Source organism: Streptomyces sp. NPDC033178 (assembly GCF_055577685.1).
In genome coordinates this window covers 764748-787350 of sequence record NZ_JBVIPT010000002.1, presented here as the reverse complement: position 1 = coordinate 787350, position 22603 = coordinate 764748, and the positions used below count along the sequence as shown (strand labels likewise).

The window sequence follows — 22603 nt, the reverse complement described above, 5'->3', positions numbered from 1 at the left end:
TCGAACTCATCGGCGGCGTCCGCTTCCCCGCCATCGGCGAACTCCCCTACCTCCTCACCCTCGCCGGCCACGGCTTCTACTGGTTCCGACTCCGCAAGGACATGGCCTAGAAACAGGGAGAAGAAGCAGGTAGGAGTAGAACGGGGGCGGGGCGGTTTCCCCCGCCCCGCCTTGGGCACGCATCAGTAACACCCCGACTCACCCGGTTTCCGGGTCCTGGGGAAAGGACGCGACGCCATGTCGGAAGCCGTCACCCGTTCCGTGCACTCCGCTTCGACGAGTCCAGGCCTCCTTGCGTCCCTCGATCCGCTGCTTCGCGAGTGGCTGCCACGGCAGCGGTGGTTCGCGGGTAAGGGCCGTCCCGTCACCGGGTTCTCGCTGGTGGCGGCCACAGAAGTGCTGCCGTGGGACTCGAAGCTGGGGCTGCTGCATCTGCTCGTGCGGGCGCATCAGCCGCTCGTACCGACGCAGAGTGCCGCCACGCATCCGGCCGACTGCTACCAGCTCCTGATCGGTGTGCGCGAGATGCTGCCGCCACGGCTGGCGCCCGCGCTGATCGGCCGTCCGACCGAGGGGCCGCTGGCCGGACGGACCGTGTACGAGGCTCTGCACGACACCCGGCCCGCCGATGTGCTCCTGGAGGCGCTGCGGGCGCGGGCGCGCGTCGGCGACCTGCGCTTCGAGCGGGACATGCGGCAGGACATCCGGGACGGCCTGGTGCCGCGGCTGGTGACGGCCGAGCAGTCGAACTCCTCGATCGTCTACGGAGATACGTTCATCCTGAAGCTGTTGCGGCGGATCGTGCCGGGGGACAACCCCGACCTGGAGCTGCCGCTGGTGCTGTCCCGCGAGGGCTGCCCCCGGGTTCCGGCGCCCGCCGGGTGGCTGCTCGCGGACCTGGCCGACGAGACGTACGTACTGGGCGTGCTGCAGCCCTTCGTCCAGGGTGCGGCGGACGGCTGGGAACTCGCGCTGCGCGAGCTCGCCAAGGGCGAGGACTTCAGCGGTGAGGCGCGGGCGCTGGGGCGCGCCACCGCCGAGGTGCACACGGCGCTGGCGCGGGCGCTGCCCACGGTGACCATGGGACGCGGGCAGATGGAACTGCTCGTGGACGGTATGACCGAGCGGCTGGAGGCGGCCGCCCAGGCGGTGCCCGCGCTGCGGCCGTACGCGCCGGGGCTGCGCACGGCCTTCGAGGCGCTCGCCGACCTGGCGGGCGAGGGCGAGACGTGGACGGCCCAGCGGATCCACGGGGATCTGCATCTCGGGCAGTGTCTGCGGTCGCCGTCCGGTGAATGGTCGCTGATCGACTTCGAGGGCGAACCGTCCAAGCCGCTCGCCGAGCGGCGGATGCCGCAGCCGACCGCGCGGGACGTGGCCGGGATGCTCCGCTCCTTCGACTACGCGGCGCACTCGCACGCGCCCGTGGTGCCCGGCTGGGCCGACGCCTGCCGGGCGGCCTACTGCTCCGGGTACGCCGAGGCCGACGGACGTGATCCGCGTACGGATCCGGTGCTGTTGCGCGCGTACGAGACCGACAAGGCGATCTACGAGGTCGTGTACGAGGCGCGGCACCGGCCCGACTGGCTGCCCGTGCCGATGGAGGCGGTCCGCCGCCTGGCCGTCTCCGGATCGTCGTAGGCGCCCGGATGTCCCGCCACCGCTCTGCCCGTCCCTCATCACCGTCGACTCCGCTGAGGAGGCCCCACCCGTGACGCCCCGCCCGAACCCGCCCGCCAAGAAGCCGAAGAGCGCGAAGGCCAAGTCCGACACCGGCAAGGCCGCCGCGAAGGCGAAGGCGAAGACCGAGCCCGCGGTCGCGGATCCCGCGGAGCCGGTACGCGAAGAGGAGCCGACCGTACGAGACGCGGAGCCGACCGTGCAGGACGCGGAGCCCGTACGGGATGCGGAGCCGACCGTGCAGGATGTGCGGCCGTTGGCGGTGCTGGACCGTGGTGACCGGGAGCGGCTGCTCGGGGGCGCGCACCACGAGCCGCACTCGGTGCTCGGGGCCCATCCCGTGCCCGACGGTGTGGTCTTCCGGGTGCTGCGGCCGTACGCGCTGTCGGTGACGGTCGTCACCGAAGAGCTGCGGGCCGAACTGAACGACGACGGCGAGGGCTTCTTCTCCACCGTGCTGCCGTTGCGGGAGGTGCCCCCGTACCGGTTGATCGTGGAGTACGAGGGGACGGTTCAGGACACCGAGGACGCGTACCGGTTCCTGCCCACGATCGGCGAGTTCGATCTGCATCTGTTCGGCGAGGGGCGGCACGAACAGCTGTGGACCGCGCTCGGTGCCGAGCCGATGGTCCACCAGGGTGTGGCGGGCACCCGGTTCACCGTCTGGGCGCCCAACGCCCGTGGGGTGCGGGTCGCCGGGACCTTCAACTTCTGGGACGCCACAGCCTTTCCGATGCGATCGCTCGGCTCCTCCGGGGTGTGGGAGCTGTTCATTCCCGGGATCGGCGAGGGCGAGCTCTACAAGTTCGAGATCACCCGGCCCGACGGTTCCAAGACGATGCGGGCCGACCCGATGGCGCGGCGTACGGAGATCCCGCCCGCCACCTCCTCCGTCGTGCACGCCTCGCGCCACGAGTGGCAGGACGGGGAGTGGATGGCGCGGCGGGCCTCCGACCCACCGGCCCATGAGGCGCCGTTCTCGGTGTACGAGGTCCATCTGGCGTCCTGGCGACCGGGGTTGACGTACCGTCAGCTGGCCGAACAACTGCCAGTGTACGTCTCGGACCTGGGCTTCACGCATGTGGAGCTGATGCCGGTGGCGGAGCACCCCTTCGGCGGTTCATGGGGTTACCAGGTCACGGGCTTCTACGCGCCGACTGCCCGGCTGGGGACGCCGGACGACTTCAAGTACCTGGTCGACGCGCTGCACCGGGCCGGGATCGGCGTGATCATGGACTGGGTGCCCGCGCACTTCCCGCGGGACGACTGGGCGCTGGCGGAGTTCGACGGCCGGCCGCTGTACGAGCACGAGGATCCGCTGCGGGCCGCGCACCCCGACTGGGGAACCCTGGAGTTCGACTACGGGCGCCGGGAGGTGCGCAACTTCCTGGTCGCCAACGCGGTGTACTGGTGCGAGGAGTTCCACATCGACGGCCTGCGGGTCGACGCGGTGGCGTCCATGCTGTATCTGGACTACTCGCGCGAGCCGGGCCAGTGGACGCCCAACGTCCACGGCGGGCGGGAGAACCTCGACGCCGTCGCCTTCCTCCAGGAGATGAACGCCACGCTGTACCGGCGGGAGCCGGGTGTCGTCACGATCGCCGAGGAGTCGACGGCGTGGGACGGCGTCACTCGGGCCACCCACCACATCGGGCCGGGCGGCTTCGGGGGTCTCGGCTTCGGGCTGAAGTGGAACATGGGGTGGATGCACGACTCGCTCGGCTATGTCGCGCACGAGCCGGTGCACCGCAAGTACCACCACCACGAGATGACGTTCTCGATGGTGTACGCGTACAGCGAGAACTACGTGCTGCCGATCTCCCACGACGAAGTCGTGCACGGGAAGCGGTCGTTGGTGTCCAAGATGCCGGGTGACTGGTGGCAGCAGCGGGCCACGCTGCGGGCGTATCTGGGCTTCATGTGGGCGCATCCCGGCAAGCAACTCCTCTTCATGGGGCAGGAGTTCGCGCAGGGCGCGGAGTGGTCCGAGGCGCACGGGCCCGACTGGTGGCTGCTCGATCCGTCGTACGGGGCCGCCGCCGACCACCGGGGTGTCCGTGATCTCGTCCGGGACCTCAACGCCGTGTACCGGCATGCTCCCGCGCTCTGGGAGCGGGACACCGATCCCTCCGGGTTCGCCTGGATCGCGGGGGACGCGGTCGAGGACAACGTCTTCGCGTTCCTCCGCCACGCGGCGGACGGCTCGCCCTTGCTGGCCGTGTCCAACTTCTCGCCGGTGGTGCGGCACGAGTACCGGCTCGGTGTTCCGGATGACGTGCCCGCCTGGCACGAGGTCCTCAACACGGACGCCGGCCGCTACGGCGGTGCCGACGTCACGAACCCCGACCCCGTCAAGCCCGACGCCCAGCCCTGGCACGGCCGCCCGGCCAGCATCCGTCTGACGCTGCCACCGCTGGCTACGGTGTGGCTGCGGCCGGCATAGCTCTTCTCGCCCCCGCCGCCCCTACCCTCCCCCATCTCTCGGCTTCGCTCGAGCGGGGGGACCCTCATCGCCCCTTACTCAGGGGCTCCGCCCCCGAACCCCCGCTCCTCAAACGCCGGAGAGGCTGAATACTGCGCAGTTCCCCGCGCCCCTAAAAGGGCGCGGGGAAGTGCGCGACCAGCCACAACAATCGGACGAGGCCGTCCAGGCCGACAGCGAGGAGCAACGGCACGACACGCCACCGCTCCCAACGGACCGTCACCCCTATGCCCGACCCAGCGAAAACGCCGTCCCCTCAAGCTCCGTTGTCTGCCGGCCACGCCTGGGGTCCGAGCCGCAACTGTCGATAGCGAAGTGATCGTCCGGTCGAGTCTCCGGGCGCCGGAAGCCTTCGCGAAGAACAACATCAGGCCGTGGGCCCGCCCGTGGGGGCCGGCCGAGGTGACCCCGCTACGGCAGAGCTCCCAGCAGCTTGCCACCCCAAGCCGACAATTCATGACATACGGCGTAGGCTGGTGTCATCGGATGGAGCCTGAGTGGCTCGGCCCAAGGCTGGTAGCTCAGTAACTGGACAGGCCCTCCGCTCCGGGCCACCCCTAAGCCGGTGTCTCCGTCGGGCAGGCGGCGCCCGGGCCGGACCGGGCGTATGAGGAGCCTCGCGAGACGCGCATGGTCTCGAATCCGCTCAACTCGGCGTGCTGTTCATCCAAAAAATCCGGTACGTGCAGTGTTCATTGCCGAATCACCTCGTAAACCGAGCACGGAATCACCCATGCCTGTGAGTGCAGATCCTGGATATCCCCGCCAGCCAACCCGGGTATCGAGAGGAAGGCCGGCGCCATGAATGCCAACTTCGTCAATGCCGAAGTGAACCGTGCCCTGGCGGGTGGCGCGCTCCTCCCCCTGTGGATCGTCCTGGGGTGCTTCGCTCTGATTTCCCTCGGGTTGTTGTTGACCCGCTTCCACGCTCGGCGTGGTCACCGATGAGTCGCTTCATCTCGGCCGCTGCGATGCTGGTGGTCGTGGCGATCATCCTGATCACGCAGGGCGGCACCATGGCATCCGTCTACGGGACCGCCGTCTTCGCCTTGATGTTCGCCAAACTGGGGGCTTCTCTCGTCCGCCGGCCGCAGACAGCCGCAGCCCCTGAGGACCTGGCGAAGGTGAACGAATTGACGGTCGGCGCGATCATCACTGTCTACAACGAGGACCCGGAAGCGTTCGCCAGGTGTCTCGACAGCGTTCTGGGTCAGACCCGCCGTCCGACCACACTGACGGTTGTCGATGACGCCTCGACGGACTCCCGCGCGTTGGCTTACGCGCTCTCGCCCGAGGTGGTCCGACGGTTCCGGGACGCGGGCATCGGCTACCAAGTGGTGGAATTTTCGGAGAACAAGGGAAAACGTCAGGGACTGGCGGCCGGTTTCCGGCTTCATGCCGATACGGACATATACCTGGGCATCGATTCGGACACTGTGCTGGACAAGTACGCCATCGAGCGGGGCATGCTTCCGTTCGCCTCGGACAAGGTGAACGCCGTCACTGGACTGGTACTGGCCCTCAATGCCCGCAAGAACGTTCTCACCCGACTGATCGATCTTCGTTACGCCAATGCGTTTCTGTACGAGCGTGCCGCATACAGCCTGCTGGGAGCGGTCCTGTGCTGTTGCGGATCACTGGCCTTCTACCGCGGAACCGTGGTGCGCGAACACCTTCACGGCTTCCTCAACCAGCGGTTCCTGGGTCGACTGTCCACCTTCGGCGACGACCGGCACATGACGAACTACTGCCTCCTGACCGGCAAGGCGGTCCTGCAGGCCAACGCGGTGGCCTGGACTCTGGTTCCCGAGAAATTCAGACACTACCTGCGACAGCAGGTGCGGTGGAACAAATCGTTCTTCCGTGAATCACTGTGGATTATCCGGGTCGGACAGATGAGCAGGCCGGCATTCTGGCTGGCGCTGCTGGAGTTGATATCCTGGACCTGTTTCACAGGGGTATTGATCTTCGCCATGGTCATGATGCTCATCAGTGCTCAGGGCGCCTTGCTGTTGGTGTACCTCATGCATGCGATGCTCCTCAGTTACGCCTGGTCTGCCAGATATCTGGAGTCCGGTGACCGTACCCGGATTCCCTGGACGGAACGGCTGGGAACCTTCTTGCTGGCTCCGCTGTACGGCCTGCTGCACATGGGTGTTCTGCTGTGGGTGCGGGTCTACTCCCTGTGCACGCTGCGCGACACCGCCTGGGGCACTCGCAAAGGAGTGGAAGTCTCCCTGCCGGCCATGACCGGTCCCGGGGAGCAGCACCCTGACGTCTCAGAGTGATGGGCGCCCGAGCGCCCTGTACGTCCATCCGGCTTTCCGCCAGCGCCCGGGATCCAGGCAGTTGCGCCCGTCGAGGATCCGTTTGTGGCACACCCCGTCGAGGGCCGCGGGTTCCATGTCCCGGAACTCCTGCCATTCGGTCAGATGAAGCACGATGTCCGCTTCATGAGCCGCATCCCGGGCCGAGTCCACGTAGTCGAGTGTCGGGAAGGTTCTACGTGCGTTGTCGTTGGCTCTTGGGTCGTACACGGTGACCTGTCCGCCGTACAGCTGGATCTGAGCTGCGACATTCAGTGCCGGCGAATCCCTGACGTCGTCAGAGTTCGGCTTGAAAGCGGCCCCGAGTACCGCCACCCGTTTACCGAGAAATTCGCCGCCGCAGTACTGGCGGGCCATGTCAACCATACGTGTCCGGCGGCGCATGTTGATCAAGTCGACTTCACGCAGGAAGGTAAGAGCCTGATCGGCGCCCAATTCGCCCGCACGGGCCATGAAGGCGCGGATGTCCTTGGGGAGACAACCACCTCCGAATCCCAGGCCGGCATTGAGGAACTCTTTGCCGATCCGCGCGTCGTGCCCCAGTGCCTCACTCAACTGCAGCACATCGGCGCCTGCGGCCTCGCACACCTCTGCCATGGCGTTGATGAAAGAGATCTTCGTGGCAAGGAAGGAATTCGCCGCGGCCTTCACCAGTTCGGCCGTGGCGAAATCCGTCACCAGAAAAGGCACTCCTTGGGAAATGGGTTTGGCATAGACCGCCCGCAGGAGAGATTCGGCGCGCCGACTGCGTACACCCACGACCAAGCGGTCCGGTCGCAGCGTGTCACCCACGGCGTGGCCCTCGCGCAGGAATTCGGGGTTCCAGGCAAGCTCCGCCTCCTTCCCCGCCGGTGCCAGCATCTCCAGGCGCTCGGCCAGCCGGGCGGCGCTTCCCACAGGAACGGTCGACTTGCCCACTACCAGCGCCGGACGGCTCAGATGAGGAGAAAGCGCCTCGATCGCCGCCTCCACATGGCTCATGTCCGCGGCAAGCCCACCGTGGCGCTGGGGCGTACTGACGCACACGAAATGCACGTCCGCGCCTGCGGCAGCCGTCTCCCATGACGTCGTGAATCGCAGCAAGCCGGTTGATCCAGGCTGCCCCACCACGTGCTTGGAAAGCAGCTCCTGCAAATCCGGCTCGTACAACGGCGCCCTGCCGGACGCCAGCAGAGCCACCTTCTCCGGATCAATATCGACCCCCACCACCTCGAAGCCCATCTCCGCCATGCACACGGCATGAGTTGCCCCCAGATATCCTGTCCCGATCACCGAGATGCCGATGGCCATGCCCCGTTACCTTCCGCCTCGCCGGACCCCACAGAGAAACCCTTGCACATGGGCGGCGTCTCCTCTCGGCAGCGGAAAGACGGAAAGCCACAAGCGGGCATATGTGCCGATGCCGCTGTGCGGTAAACAGAGCCAAGGTGAGGCAGACAGCGATACGGGCAACCCAGGACTGCCCACCCGCCAGCGCAGAACCTGCTGACGGCTGCGGGTCAAACACGCGCTTCGAGGGCTGCGGCCGTTGGGAAATCGCACTCCGACGCGGCGCGCGTGGCGCGGTAACGGGACGCTCGCATCAGCAGCGCGTGTCTGAGCCAAGAGAGTGGTTCTGGGGCGAGACCGCCGCCGTTGCGGCCACCGTTGGACGCGCGACGTCCTGACTGCGGACGGGATGAGCGCCCGGCCTGCTCGACGGCCTTCGGGCAACCGGAAAGTGCGGGGCCAACAGAGTTCCCCCCGGTGTCATACGGCCGCCGACGCGCACCGTGCCGCCGCCCCTGTGCCGCCCAGTGTGCGTTCGCCTGCCGCGGCTTTCCGCACGGGCCCATGTCGCCCTGAGGGGCGACACCTAGTCGTGATAGATCACAAATAGGGGCATCATGACGACATCACCAGCTGCGGTTCAAGGAGGACGCAGTCACGATGCATGGGTCCCGGTCAGGAGCGATGGCCAGTCAGCAGCCGTCGCTCGCACTCCTGGCGACGGTCCGTCGGACCACGCCATCTCGTCCGCCGGTCGTCCCTGGAACGGGAGCCGACGGTTATGGCCGAGCGACCTGTCCCGGTGCAGGCGCTTCGCAGGTCGTCCGTCCCGCTCCCCGCCGGTGGCGTCCCCCTGCCGCCACCGCGGCCTTCCTGGTCGCGCGGGACGAGCGCGCCTTCGTCGAGTTGACCGCAGGAGCCGTCACGTGACGCCGTCGTGCCACCCCGTTCCTTCGCCCGAGACTCCGGAGCAGCACCCCCGGGCCTCCGCCGCCTCCCATGACTGGTGGCGCAGCGCGGTCGTCTACCAGGTGTACATCCGCAGCTTCGCCGACGGAAACGGTGACGGCATCGGTGATATCGCCGGGCTGCGGGACAGGCTCCCCTACCTCGTGGAACTGGGGGTCGACGCCCTGTGGCTCAACCCCTGGTATCCCTCGCCCATGGCCGACGGGGGGTACGACGTCTCGGACTACCGCTCCATCGATCCGGTCTTCGGCACCCTGGAAGAGGCCGAGAGCATGATGAAGGATGCTCACGAGCTCGGACTCAAGGTCTTCCTCGACATCGTTCCCAACCACACGTCCGACCAGCATCACTGGTTCCGCGAGGCACTGGCCGCTGGACCGGGTTCCACCGCACGCGACCGGTACGTCTTCCGGACCGGGCGCGGCTCGGGGGGCAGCTTGCCGCCCAACAACTGGCGCAGTGGCTTCGGCGGCCCCGCCTGGGTTCGGGTGACCGAGCCCGACGGAACACCCGGCCAGTGGTACCTCCATCTGTTCGCGCCGGAACAACCGGATCTCAACTGGGACAACGCCGAGGTACGCAGAGAGTTCGAGGCCGTCCTGCGGTTCTGGTTCGACGTCGGCGTGGACGGTATCCGCATCGATGTGGCCCACGGACTGGTCAAGGAAAAGGGCCTGCCCGACCTGGGCCACTCGGACATCGAACGTATCGGGATGGCGGCCGACGGCGGGCACCCGCACTGGGACCGGGAAGGCGTTCACGCCATCTTCCGCGGCTGGCGCGCGGTCGCCAACTCCTACGACGAACCACGCGTATTCGTCGCCGAGGCATGGATGGGTGCCCCCGACCGGCTGGCCCGCTACGTACGCCCCGACGAACTGCACACGGCCTTCAACTTTGACTACCTCACCGCGCCTTGGCGCGCGGACCACCTGCGCGAGGCGATCGACACCAACCTCGTGGCTTTCCGCGCCGTCGGCGCACCGGGGACGTGGGTGCTGTCCAACCACGATGTGGCGCGACACGCCTCCCGCTACGGCAGGCCCCAGCCCGACGAGCCCGTACGGGCGCTCTCGGACTTCCTCAAGGACACACCCTTCGACCTGGAACTCGGCACCAGACGAGCGCGAGCAGCCGCACTGCTGACCCTTGCTCTTCCCGGAGGGGCCTATATCTACCAGGGGGAGGAACTGGGGCTGTGGGAGATCGAAAATCTCCCTGAAGAACTCTTGCAGGACCCCACCTGGAAACGCTCGGGGGGCACCGACCGTGGCCGTGACGGATGCCGGGTGCCCATTCCGTGGTCCGGCGTTTCCCCACCGTTCGGATACAGCCCCCCGGCGGCCACGGCAGAGCCCTGGCTGCCGCAGCCGACCGCGTGGAGGAGCCTGACCGTGCAGGCCCAGCGCGGCGATGAGAAGTCCATGCTGGAGCTCTACCGCAAGGCTCTTCACCTGCGCCGTGCGCATCCCGCCCTGGGCGACGGAACCATGACCTGGGACTCCACGGACCAGGAGGAGGTCCTCTCCTTCACCCGAGAGCCGGGGTTCCGATGCGTGGTCAATCTGTCCGAACACCAGGTCGCCCTACCTGATCACGCAGAGGTGATCCTCTCCAGCGCGCCGATCCACGACGGCTGCCTGCAAAGTGACACAGCCGTTTGGCTGACCATATAACCGCCCATGAGCGTGAATGGCAGTTGTCTTTCCGATCTTGAGAGATGCACGTCGAACGGGGGTCCCGATTGAGCGGTCGGGGGCGCTGGGCGCATGCGGGTGGCGCCCCCTGAACAGCTCGTAGCCGCCGACGCGCACCACCTGCTGGCCCTGGTCTGGGCCGACGGCGGCTACACCGGCAGCCTCGTCGAGTACTGCCTGGCCGCGCTCGCGCTGGTGCTGGTGCTGGTGCTGGTGCTGGTGCTGGTGCTGACGATCGTCAAGCGCCTCTTCGCCAACCTGATGCGGAATCGCCGCCTGGTGCGCGACTTGGGGCCGCGCACCAGTAGTGCCGAGGCGATGGTCCACTGGTCGATGCCCCCCGGCTCATGACCCTCTGGTTGTCCCGGCCACACCCGTGGCGAGCGTGAACCGGCCCGGCGCCGGCCCGGCCGGCCCGCCACGGGCAACCAGGCGTTTCGCCTTCGACCGCAGTGCCTCCACCCGTGCCGGCACCACGTCCATGCCGAACGCTGCGGCCATCTCCTGGCAGGTCAGCGGCCCTTGACCGACCCGGACCCGGTCCGCGAGCGCCTTGAGAATGCGCTGGTAGTCCACCGACAGCACCGACCGGGGCAGCTCCTCACACCACACCGGCACCTGCGGCTGCACCGCGTCCCGAGGCGCCGAGGGCACGTCCGCATCCCGGCGATCCTCGGCGACCTCCGCATCGGCGGTGGTACCGCCGTTCGGACCCAGCACCGTATCGACCCGCCTGCGGGCGATCACCCACTCCTGCCGTTCCAGCTCGGCCACGGCCAACCCGGCCTGGCTGCGATCGGCCTCCTCACGCAGTTCGTCCACGCGACGGCGAGCACCCAACTCACGCTGTTCCAACTGCCCAACCACCGACGGCATCCACGACCTCCACAGGAGCGACGACACGACAGTTCACCACTCCCACGGGATCGCCGCCCCTGTGCCCGACCAGCGAAAACGCCGTCCTCAAGTCCGGAAGGACAACAGCTGCTCAGCGGCTCAGCGCCTTCGCCAGTGGCGGCGGCAGCTCCCCCGTGTGCACGATCCCCAACGCCTGCGTGGCCCGCGTCAGGGCCACATACAGATCACTCGTGCCGTACCGCGCCGGCTCGACCACAAGCACCGCGTCGAATTCCAGCCCCTTCGACTGACGGGGGTCCAGCAGCACGACCGTATGGGTCAGATCCGGCTCCGCCCCAGCCGTGACCCCGTCGAGCCGCGCGGCCAGCGCCGCGTGCAGGTCCCGTGGCGCGATCACCGCGAGCCGCCCCTCGGCGGGAGCCAGTTCCGCGACGGCCTTCTCCACGGCGCCGGGCAGCTCGGCGGCGTCGGCGGCCTCGCGCACCAGCGGGCGCACCCCCGTCGAGCGGACCGAACTCGGCGGCTCGAAGTCGGGGTGCTCGGCGCGCGGGACGGCCGCCGCCACGTCCATGATCTCGGACGGGGTGCGGTAGTTGACCGCGAGGCGGGTGTGCTCCCAGCGGTCCTGGACGTAGGGGTGGAGGATGCCCGACCAGGAGCCGACACCCGCCGCGTCGGCCGTCTGCGCGGGGTCGCCGACGAGCGTCATGGACCGCGTGGGGCTGCGGCGCATCAGCAGGCGCCACGCCATCGGCGAAAGCTCCTGCGCCTCGTCGACGATGATGTGCCCGAACGCCCAGGTCCGGTCGGCCGCGGCCCGCTCGGCGGCGCTGCGGTGGTCGTCCTCCTCGTGGCGCTCGGCCATCCGCTCGGCGTCGATGATGTCGTGCGCGGAGAGAACCTCCGCGTCCTCGTCGTCCTTGTCCTCGAACTCGTACGTCCTGGAGGCATAGGAGACGTCCAGCACGCCCTGTGCGTAGGCGACTTGCTGGTTGCGTTCCCGCTCCGCGGCCGCCCTCGCCAACCGGTCGTCCTCGCCGAGGAGTTCGGCGGCCTCGTCGAGGAGGGGAACGTCGGCGGTGGTCCAGGCCCGTGTCACCGTACGGCGGATGGCGTTCGCGTCGGCCTCGGACACGTACGCGTCGGGTTCGGCGAGGAAGTCCGCGATCAGCCGTCGCGGGGTGACGCGCGGCCACAACTGGTCGATGGCGGCCCAGACTTCGCGGTTCTCGGCCAGCTCGTCGCGGATCTGGGTGACGTCGCTCGGGTCGAGCAGGTTCGTGCCGTCGAAGGGGTCCGTGCCGATCCGCTCGGCGAGCATGTCGGTGAGGGTGTTGAGGATGTGGCCCTCGAAGTGCTCGCGGGCCGCGTTGTGAGGCAGGTTCACCTCGCGGGTGCGGTCACGGGCGACGCGTACGAGACCGGCGTCGAGCATCAGGATGTCCCGGTCGTGCTCGATGGCGATCACCGGGTCGGGCAGCGCCTGGCGGTCGCGTACGACGGCGGCCAGGACGTCGGCCATCTCGGCGCGGCCCTTCACGGCGGCGGCCTCGGGGGTGTCGGACGCGGTCGCCTTCACACCGGGGTACAGCTCACCGACGGTCGCGAGGAGCACGCCCGTCTCGCCGAGCGAGGGCAGGACCTCGCCGATGTAGCCGAGGAAGGCGGGGTTCGGGCCGACGATCAGGACGGCACGCTTGGCGAGCAGCTCCCGGTGTTCGTAGAGGAGGTAGGCCGCCCGGTGGAGCGCCACGGCGGTCTTGCCGGTGCCCGGGCCTCCCTCCACCACCAGCACTCCGCGGTGCGGGGCGCGGATGATGCGGTCCTGCTCGGCCTGGATGGTCTGCACGATGTCGCTCATGCGGCCGGTGCGCGCGGAGTTGAGGGCGGCGAGCAGCACGGCGTCGCCGGTCGGGTCCTCGTGCCCGGTGCGCTGCTGGTCCCCCAGGTCGAGGATCTCGTCGTGCAGGGCGGCGACCGAGCGGCCGTCGGTGGTGATGTGCCGACGGCGGCGCAGGCCCATCGGGGTGTGACCGGTGGCGAGGTAGAAGGGGCGGGCGACCGGGGCCCGCCAGTCGATCAGGATCGGGGTGTGCTCGGTGTCGTCGGCGCGGATGCCGATACGGCCGATGTGATGGGTGAGTCCCGTGGTCAGGTCGATACGGCCGAAGCAGAGCGAGCCGTCCACGGCGTTGAGCGCGGCGAGCAGGCCCGAGCGCTCGGCGACGAGGATGTCCCGCTCCAGGCGGGCCTGCATCGGTGTGCTGCCCTGTGCGAGCGCGTCCGTCACCGAGTCCTCGGTGCCGCCGCGCAGGGCGTCCACGCGCGCGTACAGACCGTCGATGAATTCCTGCTCGTGCCTCAATTCATCGTCGGTGAATTCTGTGTGTGATCCCCTGTTTGACAATTCCGCTCCCGGCCGGATATACTGCGCCTAGTGAACTTCTTCGCGACCAAGTTCCTTGAAGTCGCGAACCATTCAATATACGCAAAGAAATCCCCCGCGAGCAATTGCTCGCGGGGGATTTCTTGTTGGCCCGGGAGTTTCGGCCGACCGGCTACAGCACGTCGGCCAGTTCCTCCAGCAGCCGTCGCTTGGGCCGGGCGCCCACCATCGACTTCACGGGCTGTCCGTCGCGGAACACAATGAGCGTGGGCATCGACAGCACCCCGTACGCGTTCGTGGTCTCCGGGTTCGTGTCCACGTCCAGCTGCACCACCTTGAGCCGGTCGCCCTCCTCGGCGGCGACGGCGCTCAGCACCGGCGCGATCTGCCGGCACGGCGGGCACCAGTCGGCGGTGAACTCCACCAGCACGGGCAGCTCCGCCCCGATCACCTCCGCCTCGAAGTCTGCGTCCGTCACTTCGGTCACACCCGCTGCTCTGATCATCTGAAGGTTCCTCCCAGTTCGCACACGGGCTCCGGACCGCCCGGAACCTCCGCCCCGGCCGCCAGCTCGTCCCTCGACGCCTCGGCGCGCGCCAACTGCTCGCCGACGTGCGCGCGTACGGACTGCAACTCACCGATCAGCGCGTCGAGTTCGCCCAGCTTGCGGCGGTACACGGCGAGCGACGCGGGGCAGGAGTCGCCCTCCGGATGCCCGGCCCGCAGACACTCCACGAAGGGCCGCGTCTCCTCCAGGTCGAACCCGAAGTCCTGCAGCGTCCTGATCTGCCGCAGGAGCAACAGATCGTCCTCGTCGTAGGTGCGATACCCGTTGCTCCCCCGCCGCGCGGGCAGCAGCCCCCGCGACTCGTAGTACCTGAGGGTCCGCGTGGTGGTCCCGGCCCGCGCCGCCAGCTCGCCGATTCGCATGCGTACGAACGTAATCCTTGACCCTGGCGTCAAGGCAACGCCGGCGGCAGCAGGGGCTTCCGCTCCACCGGGGACGACAGGAGGATCGACGTCGTCGTACGGCCGAGTGCCGAGGTCTGCTCCAGGACCTCCTCCAGATGGAGGGTGTCCTCGACCGCGACCTTGAGGATCCAGCAGTCCTCACCGACGACGTGGTGGGCCTCGGTGATCTCGGGGCGGGCGAGCAGCTCAAGGGTCCTCGGGTGCTTCAGCGTGTAGCCGCCGTGCGGGTTGACGCGGATGAAGGCCTGCATGCCGTAGCCGAGGCGGGTCGGCGAGACATGGGCGCCGTAGCCGGTGACGGCACCGACGGACTCCAGCCTGCGGACGCGTTCGGCGACCGCCGCCGGGGACAGCCGGACCCGGCGGCCCAGCTCGCTCAGCCTGATCCGGCCGTCGCTCTGGAGCAGCTCCAGGATCTGCCGGTCCAGGGCGTCGAAGGCCACCGACGTTTCGTTGGCGGCGGCTCGCAGATGCCGTGGTTCTTTCGGTACCGCGGCCGGATCTCCCATGACTCCCCCTTCAGACCTCACTCGTACGCCGGAAGAATTATGACCACAGGGTCCACGGAACAGGACCGCGGTGAAGAGCATTACGGGAGGGGCGCCGTGCGCGAGGTATGTGTCATTGGCGGAAACCGGTATTTCGGCAAGCGGCTCATCGCCAGGCTGACGGCCGCGGGAGACAGGGTCACCGTCATCAATCGCGGCTCGTCGGCACCTCCCCCGGGAACGACTCATCTCGTCGCCGACCGCAATGACGAGAATTCCCTTGAGAAAGCGCTCGGTTCACGGACCTTCGACGTCGTCGTCGACCAGGTCTGCTACACACCGAGGCAGGCGGAGATCGCCCGCCGGGTCTTCGCGGGACGCACGCGCCGCTATGTGATGACCTCGACGGTCGAGGTGTACGAGTACGAGGACTCGCCGGACCTCGTACGCGAGGACGCCGTGAACCCGCGTACGGTCCCCGTCGATCTCGAACTCCCCTGGGACGACCAGGAGTTCCTCGACACCCACTACGGCGAGGGCAAGCGGCAGGCCGAGGCGGTCCTCGCGGCCGATCCCGCGTTTCCGTACGTGACCGTGCGGGTGGCCCATGTGCTGGGCGGGGACGACGACTTCACGGGACGGCTCGACCACTACGCCGAGCGGATCCGCTCGGGCGAGGCGATCGCCGTCCCCGCCACGAACCACCCGGCGACGTACATCCACGTGGAGGAGATCGCCGACTTCCTGGCGTGGGCGGTGGGCGAGGAGTTCACCGGGCCGGTGAACGCCGCGTCCCACGGGGCGCTCACCACCGGGGAGTTGTGCGAGGCCCTGGCGGAACACCTCCCGGGCGGGCGGGCCGTGTTCCGGACCGTCGAGGTCGGGGAGCTCTCGCCGTTCTCCTTCACGCGCTCGTACGGGATGGACAACACGCGGGCCACGCGGCTCGGGTTCGCCTTCGGGAAGGCGCGGGAATGGCTGCCGCGTGCCGTGGTGGAGACGCTCGGGACGAAGGTCGACTGACATGCGATACCGCACAATTGGCGGGCTGCGGGTGAGTGCCGTCGGGCTCGGGACGATGCCGTTGTCCATCGAGGGCCGGCCGGACAAGGGGCGGGCCATGGCCACGGTGCACGCCGCACTCGACGCGGGCGTCACGCTCCTGGACACGGCCGACTCGTACCACCTGCCCGGTGAAGAGCCCGGGCACAACGAGCGTCTCGTGGCCCGCGCCCTCGCGACGTACGGCGGCGACACGGCCGACGTCCTGGTGACCACCAAGGGCGGGCGCGGCAGGCCGGCCGACGGCAGCTGGACGGTGACGGGGTCTCCCCGGCACCTGAAGTCGGCGGCGGAGGCCTCGCTGAAGCGGCTGGGCGTGGAGGCGATCGGCCTCTACCAGCTCCACAAGCCCGACCCCGCCGTCCCCTTCGAGGACTCGGTGGGCGCCCTGCGCGACCTGATCGACGAGGGCAAGATCCGCTACGCCGGTATCTCCAACACCGACACCGGCCTGATCCGCCGGGCCCACGCCCTCCTCGGCGACCGGCTGGTCTCGGTCCAGAACCGGTACTCCCCCGCCGTCCGGGACAGCGAGCCCGAACTGCGGCTCTGCGCCGAGCTGGGCCTCGCCTTCCTGCCGTGGAGTCCGCTGGGCGGGATATCGCGGAGCTCGCTGGACGGGCCGTCGCGGCTGCCGTCCGAAGACCCGGGCCACTCCACCCCGTCCGGCCACTCCACCCGGCTCAGTGACGCCACCCGCCCCGGCCACTCCATCCGTCCCGGTGACGCCACCCGCCCCGACCGCGCCACCGGCCTGGACGCCTTCCACGCGGTGGCTCGCGACCGGGGCGTCAGCCCTCAACAGGTCTGCCTGGCATGGCTGTTGGCGCGCTCACCGGTGATCGTCCCGATCCCGGGCGCCAGTCGGCCCGGGACGATACGGGACTCGGCGGGGGCGGCGGATCTGGAGCTGATGCCGGAGGAGGTGGCGCGCCTGGCGGCGGCGCGGCTGCAGACGGCGGTGGGCTCTTGAGCGCGTGTCAAGCGGGGCACCCCGTTCCGTCCCGGAGGCTCCGAACTCACTGACGGGTCAAAGGGTTTGGCTCGCGCGCTGACCGGGTGCCGAGTCCGCGTTGCCGCGTACGACTTCGATCGTGCTCGTCCAGCTGTCGGCTGCGTGACCGAGGGCGACGGCCTTGTCGTAGACCTCCTTGATCGGGCGGAGGGTGCTCACGTCGAGCCCTCGGTGCTCGGCCCACTCCAGGATGTGGCCCACGCCGGACGCCATCATGCCGAGGTTGGCGGCCACGCCCGGGTGGCTGCCCGCGTCGACGTGCTGGGCGGCCTCGGCGGCGAGGGACGGCATGAAGGCGGTGATGGTGTCCAGGTAGGGGGCGAGGTCCGCGGCGCGCACCCCGTCGGCGCCGGCGAGCGCGTACGCGTGCAGCAGGCCGGAGATCGATCCGTAGAAGTAGTCGAGCAGCGCGAGGTCGTAGACGGCGGCCAGCCCCTGGTCCTCGCCGAGGTGGGCGGGCTTGCCGCCCAGCGCCTTCAGTGCCGTCTCGTGCTTGTCGTACGCGGCCCGCGGACCGCTGTAGAAGATCAGTGCCGGCGGCTGTCCGATCAGGTCGACCGGCACCATGATCGAGCCGTCGAGGTAGTCGATGCCGTGTTCCTGCGCCCAGGCGCCGGTCTTGCGGGCTCGCTCCGGGGTGTCCGAGGTGAGGTTCACCAGGACCCGGCCGGGCAGCTCTTCGGCTACGGAGTCGAGGACGGCCGTGGCCGCGTCGTGGTCGACCACGCAGATGACGACCAGCTCGGCGGCGCGTACGGCTTCGCCGGCGCTGGACGCCCGGGCCGCGCCCCCTGCGACCAGCTCGTCGCCCTTGCCGGGGGAACGGTTCCAGACGGTGGTGGGGTGGCCCGCCTTCAGGAACGCGGTGGCCAGGGCCTGGCCCATGGCGCCCAGGCCGAGGACGGTGACGGGGGTCTTTTCAAGGTCATTTGTCATACGGACCATGCTGGTCTTGGGCCCAACTCACCACAAGTACGCACTATTTGGTCAGGTACTGAGCGGAAGGTAAGTGGGTAACCCTGCGGGAACCGGCTTGCGCCGCCGGGGAGTCGATCCGGGGGTGCGGGAGCCGGTAGGCATGGCTGGGGCCGTGGTGGGCCGGTCGCGCAGTTCCCCGCGCCCCTGAAGGGGCGTGCCTGGGCCATCGGTGCCTTTAGGGGCGCGGGGAACTGCGCGATCAGCCACAACACACCCGCACCCTGCCGAACACGCCCGCCCACCCAAAAGCCACCGGCCGGTGGGCCCGGTCGGGGAGGACCGGGGCCACCGGCCGGTGGCCGGGGAAGCTGCGGACTGCGGGTTGTGCGGTGTGAAGTGCATGACCGGGCGGCTGAGCGACGGGGGATGCACCCAGCCGCCCGGAGTTCTGGGACGGTGACGGGGGCCGGGCCCGGAGGCTAGGCCTTCGCCAGGGTCTTGTCCTCCGGCTGGTCCGGGACCTCCGCCGGGGCGGGAGCGGAACCGTGGCCGTCGTCCAGGAGGGTCGTCTCGTCGAAGGGCAGCTGCCCCGCGAGCACCTGGTCGACGCGGCCCTTGTCGATCTCCTTGGTCCACGTACCGATCAGAACGGTGGCGACCGCGTTGCCGGCGAAGTTCGTCAGGGCGCGGGCCTCGCTCATGAAGCGGTCGATGCCGACGATCAGGCCGATGCCGTCCACCAGCGCGGGCTTGTGCGACTGCAGGCCACCGGCCAGCGTCGCGAGCCCGGCTCCGGTGACGCCCGCCGCGCCCTTCGAGGCGACCAGCAGGAAGAGGAGCAGCGGAATCTGCTCGCCCACCGACATCGGCGTACCCATGGCGTCGGCGATGAACAGCGAGGCCATGGTCATGTAGATCATGGTGCCGTCGAGGTTGAAGGAGTAACCGGTCGGGACGGTGATGCCGACGACGGGCTTGCTGACACCCAGGTGCTCCATCTTCGCGATGAGCCGCGGCAGCGCGGACTCGGAGGAGGAGGTCGACAGGATCAGCAGGAACTCACGGCCCAGGTACTTGAAGAGCGTGAGGATGTTGAGGCCCGCGACGATCCGCAGCATCGCGCCGAGCACGAGGAAGACGAAGAGGAAACAGGTGACGTAGAAGCCCAGCATCAGGACGGCGAGGCTCTTGAGGGCGTCCACGCCCGCCGAGCCGGTGACCGCCGCGATCGCGCCGAAGGCACCGATGGGCGCCGCCCACATCACCATGGCGAGGATGCGGAAGACGAGACGCTGGATGTGCTCCACACCGCGCAGGATCGGCGCACCGGCCGAGCCCATGGCCTGGAGGGCGAACCCGGCGAGCAGCGCGACGAGCAGGGTCTGCAGGACCTCGCCGCCCGTGAAGGCGGAGACGATCGTCGTCGGGATGATCCCGAGCAGGAACTCCTCGGTGTTCTTGGCCTCGGTGACCTGCTCGTGGCCCGCGTCCTTGATCGCGTCGGTCACCGCGAGGCCCGTGCCGGGCTCCAGGATGTTGCCGACGACCAGGCCGATGGCGAGGGCGACGAACGACATGACCACGAAGTAGCCGAGCGCGATGCCGCCCACCGCGCCGACCTTGGCGGCCTTCCGTACCGAGCCGATGCCCAGCACGATCGTGCAGAAGATGATCGGCGAGATCATCATCTTGATCAGGTTCACGAAGCCGGTACCGATGGGCTTCAGCTCGACCGCGAAGTCGGGAGCGATCAGGCCCACGGCGATGCCGGCGGCCACGGCGGCGATCACCGCGATGTACAGGTAGTGGGTGCGGTCCCGCTTGGCAGCGGGAGCGGCAGGTGCCGTATTCGATGTACTGGTCACGGCTGCCCTCCTTGACGACGTCGTCGGCATCATCCGGCGTGCGGCTCACGTCCGGGGGTTGTCGGTGACTATCTCCCGCCTTGTGAGGGCCGTCACCCTTCCGTTCATTTAGTTCGCGCTTATCCGGAGGGGCAGACTGTTTGCATGCGCCTCCCCCGTGCTCCACGACCCCGCAGCCTGGCTGGTCAGCTGTTTGCCATGCAGGCCGTGCTCGTCGCGGTCGTGGTCGCGGGCTGTGCGCTCTTCACCTACATCAGTGACCGCAGTCAGGCCGAGGACGCGGCGGGGCGGCAGGCCATGGCGGTGGCCCGCTCCGTCGCGGACTCCCCGTCCGTGCGGGAGGCCATCCGTACGGACGATCCGACGAAGACGCTCCAGCCGTACGCGACGTCGGTGCAGCGTGACGCCCAGGTCGACTTCGTCACGATCATGAACCCGGACGGCATCCGCTGGACCCACCCCAACAAGGACCTGATCGGCAAGCACTTCCTCGGCAACACGCAGCGCGCGCTCCTCGGTCATCCCTTCACCGAGACATACACGGGCACCCTCGGCGAGTCCGTGCGGGCCGTCACGCCGATATACGACAACGACCGCATCGTCGGCCTCGTCAGCGCGGGTATCAAGGTCGACGAGATCAGTCAGCGGGTCGAGGGGCAGGTGCAGGCCCTCTTCGGTGTCGCGGCGGCTGCCCTGGCCCTGGGGGCCGTGGGTACGTACGTCATAAACGCCCGGCTGCGCCGCTCCACGCACGGGATGAACGCGGCCGAGCTCAGCCGGATGCACGACTACCACGAGGCCGCGCTGCACGCCGTGCGCGAGGGGCTGCTGATGCTGGACGGGCAGTTCCGGGTGGCGCTGATCAACGACGGCGGGCGCGAGCTGCTCGATGTGACCGACGACGTGGTGGGCCGCTCGGTGGCGGACATCGGCCTGCCCACGCCGCTGACGGGGGCGCTGCTGTCCGGGGAGCCGCGCGTGGACGAGGTGCATCTGACCGAGTCGCGGGTGCTCGTGGTGAACACCTCGCCGGTGTCCGGCGGTGAGCGCAGGGGCACGGTCGTGACACTGCGCGATGTGACCGAACTGCAGTCCCTGATGGGCGAGTTGGACTCCGAGCGCGGTTTCACGACGGCTCTGCGCTCGCAGGCGCACGAGGCCGCGAACCGCCTGCACACCGTCGTCTCCCTGATCGAGCTGGACCGGGCCGAGGAGGCCGTCGACTTCGCCACGGCCGAGCTGGAGCTGGCCCAGGCGCTGACCGACCAGGTCGTCGCGGCGGTCAGCGAGCCGGTGCTCGCCGCGCTGCTCCTGGGCAAGACGGCCCAGGCGAACGAGCGCGGCGTCGAGCTGCTGGTCTCCGAGGACAGCAGCATCGACGACGGCCTGCTCCCCGAGTCCCTGCCCTCCCGTGACCTGGTGACGGTCCTCGGCAACCTGATCGACAACGCCGTGGACGCGGCGCAGGGCTCGGTCGGCGCCCGGGTCACGGTCACGGCGATCGCGGACGCGGAGGGGCTGGTCCTGCGGGTCGTCGACACCGGGGCGGGCGTGGACCCGGCACACGCGGAGGCGGTCTTCCAGCGCGGCTGGTCCACCAAGCCCGCCGGGCCCGCCGGTCGGGGGCTGGGCCTGGCCCTCGTACGGCAGGCGGTGGCCCGGCACGACGGGACACTGACCGTGACGCAGGCCCCGGGCGGCGGGGCGTCCTTCGAGGTACGGCTGCCGCTGCCGACGGCGGGGCGGGGGAGGACTAAGGTCCACGCCGGGCCCGAGTCCGGGTCAGGGGCCGTGGACGGATCTGGGGACGGGTCCGGCGGCGGTCCTGGGCTCACGCACGAGCCCGAGCCCGAGCCGACGCCGCACGGAGGCACCGTATGAGCACGCCTTCCCCCTCGCGGGACATCCGCGTCCTGGTCGTCGAGGACGACCCCGTCGCGGCGGACGCGCATGTCCTGTACGTGGGGCGCGTGCCCGGTTTCACGGCCGTCGGCAAGGCCCACACGGGCGCGGAGGCCCGGCGGGCGCTGGACCGCATGCCCGTGGACCTGCTCCTCCTGGATCTCCACCTGCCGGACGTGCACGGTCTGCAGCTGGCCCGCTCGCTGCGCGCCGCCGGCCACCACGCGGACGTCATCGCGGTGACCTCGGCGCGCGACCTGACGGTGGTGCGGGAGGGGGTGTCACTCGGAGTGGTGCAGTACGTACTGAAGCCGTTCACCTTCGCCACCCTCCGTGACCGCCTCGTGCGCTACGCCGAGTTCCACGCGGCGGCCGGCGAGGCCAGCGGCCAGGACGAGGTCGACCGCGCCCTCGCCACCCTCCGGGCCCCCGGCCCGGCGGCCCTGCCCAAAGGGCTCAGCGCCCCCACCCTGGAGCGGGTCACCCGCACCCTGCGCGACTCCGACGAGGGGCTCACCGCGACGGGCGTCGCCGAGGCCGTCGGCATCTCCCGGATCACGGCCCGGCGCTATCTGGAGCACCTGGTGGACGCGGGGAGAGCGGGGCGCAGCCCTCAGTACGGACAGGTGGGCAGACCGGAGTTGCAGTACCGGTGGGTGAAGGGCTGACCGAACACCCCGGCGTACAGCATGACTTGGACCGCCGACCCCACT

At 69.3% G+C, this 22603-nt stretch carries 18 protein-coding genes; 10 read left to right on the top strand and 8 right to left on the bottom strand.

The window, feature by feature from the left end; translation table 11 throughout:
* The 4 genes from ACZ5VQ_RS07415 to ACZ5VQ_RS07400 form a co-directional block, all read left to right on the top strand.
* A partial coding sequence (locus ACZ5VQ_RS07415) for an alpha-glucosidase C-terminal domain-containing protein (RefSeq protein ID WP_359730884.1) occupies positions 1–110 on the top strand: 110 nt, incomplete at its 5' end.
* A 127-nt stretch (positions 111–237) separates the two neighbouring features.
* Positions 238–1641, top strand: coding sequence for a maltokinase N-terminal cap-like domain-containing protein (locus ACZ5VQ_RS07410; protein WP_469104047.1), 1404 nt, complete (start codon positions 238–240; stop codon positions 1639–1641).
* Positions 1642–1711: 70 nt separating this feature from the next.
* Positions 1712–4123, top strand: a complete 2412-nt coding sequence (gene glgB, locus ACZ5VQ_RS07405) for a 1,4-alpha-glucan branching enzyme (protein ID WP_469104046.1) — start codon at positions 1712–1714, stop codon at positions 4121–4123.
* 983 nt (positions 4124–5106) lie between these two features.
* Positions 5107–6450 carry a glycosyltransferase gene (locus ACZ5VQ_RS07400; RefSeq protein WP_469104045.1) on the top strand — a complete coding sequence of 448 codons (1344 nt, stop codon included), beginning with the start codon at positions 5107–5109 and terminating at the stop codon, positions 6448–6450.
* On the opposite strand, the gene ACZ5VQ_RS07395 is transcribed toward ACZ5VQ_RS07400, so the two are convergent.
* A complete protein-coding gene (locus ACZ5VQ_RS07395; protein WP_469104044.1) occupies positions 6442–7779 on the bottom strand; it encodes a UDP-glucose dehydrogenase family protein in 1338 nt (445 codons plus the stop codon). The genes ACZ5VQ_RS07400 and ACZ5VQ_RS07395 overlap by 9 nt on opposite strands.
* A 905-nt stretch (positions 7780–8684) precedes the next feature.
* Here ACZ5VQ_RS07395 and ACZ5VQ_RS07390 point away from each other — a divergent pair.
* Together ACZ5VQ_RS07390 and ACZ5VQ_RS07385 are read left to right on the top strand one after the other, a co-directional pair.
* On the top strand, positions 8685–10403 hold the full coding sequence (locus tag ACZ5VQ_RS07390) for a glycoside hydrolase family 13 protein (RefSeq protein ID WP_469104043.1): 1719 nt from the start codon (positions 8685–8687) through the stop codon (positions 10401–10403).
* Positions 10404–10496: 93 nt separating this feature from the next.
* On the top strand, positions 10497–10775 hold the full coding sequence (locus tag ACZ5VQ_RS07385; RefSeq protein WP_469104042.1) for a hypothetical protein: 279 nt from the start codon (positions 10497–10499) through the stop codon (positions 10773–10775).
* Here the strand turns inward: ACZ5VQ_RS07385 and ACZ5VQ_RS07380 are convergent.
* From ACZ5VQ_RS07380 to ACZ5VQ_RS07360, 5 genes are all read right to left on the bottom strand, one after another.
* The gene (locus ACZ5VQ_RS07380; protein WP_469104041.1) at positions 10770–11300 is read right to left on the bottom strand and encodes a hypothetical protein; all 531 of its coding nucleotides are present in this window, start codon (positions 11298–11300) and stop codon (positions 10770–10772) included. The two genes, ACZ5VQ_RS07385 and ACZ5VQ_RS07380, sit on opposite strands and share 6 nt — an antisense overlap.
* 112 nt (positions 11301–11412) lie before the next feature.
* The gene (locus ACZ5VQ_RS07375; protein ID WP_469104085.1) at positions 11413–13707 is read right to left on the bottom strand and encodes a HelD family protein; all 2295 of its coding nucleotides are present in this window, start codon (positions 13705–13707) and stop codon (positions 11413–11415) included.
* 133 nt (positions 13708–13840) lie between these two features.
* Positions 13841–14173 (bottom strand): thioredoxin, encoded by a 333-nt coding sequence (gene trxA / locus ACZ5VQ_RS07370; RefSeq protein WP_469104040.1) that lies wholly within the window; start codon positions 14171–14173, stop codon positions 13841–13843.
* Positions 14170–14598 carry a MerR family transcriptional regulator gene (locus ACZ5VQ_RS07365; protein ID WP_469104039.1) on the bottom strand — a complete coding sequence of 143 codons (429 nt, stop codon included), beginning with the start codon at positions 14596–14598 and terminating at the stop codon, positions 14170–14172. Before ACZ5VQ_RS07365 ends, trxA begins: the two co-directional genes overlap by 4 nt.
* A 29-nt stretch (positions 14599–14627) precedes the next feature.
* Positions 14628–15149: an Lrp/AsnC family transcriptional regulator gene (locus tag ACZ5VQ_RS07360; RefSeq protein WP_362086638.1), complete on the bottom strand. Its 522-nt coding sequence runs from the start codon at positions 15147–15149 to the stop codon at positions 14628–14630.
* A 96-nt stretch (positions 15150–15245) separates the two neighbouring features.
* Between ACZ5VQ_RS07360 and ACZ5VQ_RS07355 the strand changes: the two genes are divergently transcribed.
* Together ACZ5VQ_RS07355 and ACZ5VQ_RS07350 are read left to right on the top strand one after the other, a co-directional pair.
* A complete protein-coding gene (locus ACZ5VQ_RS07355) occupies positions 15246–16151 on the top strand; it encodes an NAD-dependent epimerase/dehydratase family protein (protein WP_469104038.1) in 906 nt (301 codons plus the stop codon).
* 1 nt (position 16152) lies between these two features.
* Entirely contained in the window at positions 16153–17163 is a 1011-nt protein-coding gene (locus tag ACZ5VQ_RS07350; protein WP_469104037.1) for an aldo/keto reductase, read from the top strand.
* A 57-nt stretch (positions 17164–17220) separates the two neighbouring features.
* Here the strand turns inward: ACZ5VQ_RS07350 and ACZ5VQ_RS07345 are convergent, their stop codons facing one another.
* Both ACZ5VQ_RS07345 and ACZ5VQ_RS07340 read right to left on the bottom strand, forming a co-directional pair.
* Positions 17221–18141, bottom strand: a complete 921-nt coding sequence (locus tag ACZ5VQ_RS07345) for an NAD(P)-dependent oxidoreductase (RefSeq protein ID WP_469104036.1) — start codon at positions 18139–18141, stop codon at positions 17221–17223.
* A 461-nt stretch (positions 18142–18602) separates the two neighbouring features.
* Entirely contained in the window at positions 18603–19988 is a 1386-nt protein-coding gene (locus tag ACZ5VQ_RS07340; RefSeq protein ID WP_469104035.1) for a cation:dicarboxylate symporter family transporter, read from the bottom strand.
* Positions 19989–20132: 144 nt separating this feature from the next.
* On the opposite strand from ACZ5VQ_RS07340, the gene ACZ5VQ_RS07335 reads away from it, so the two are divergent.
* Positions 20133–21869 carry a sensor histidine kinase gene (locus ACZ5VQ_RS07335; RefSeq protein ID WP_469104034.1) on the top strand — a complete coding sequence of 579 codons (1737 nt, stop codon included), beginning with the start codon at positions 20133–20135 and terminating at the stop codon, positions 21867–21869.
* Positions 21866–22558: a response regulator gene (locus tag ACZ5VQ_RS07330; protein WP_362086620.1), complete on the top strand. Its 693-nt coding sequence runs from the start codon at positions 21866–21868 to the stop codon at positions 22556–22558. The genes ACZ5VQ_RS07335 and ACZ5VQ_RS07330 overlap by 4 nt, the downstream gene beginning before the upstream one ends.
* Positions 22559–22603: the final 45 nt, after the last annotated feature.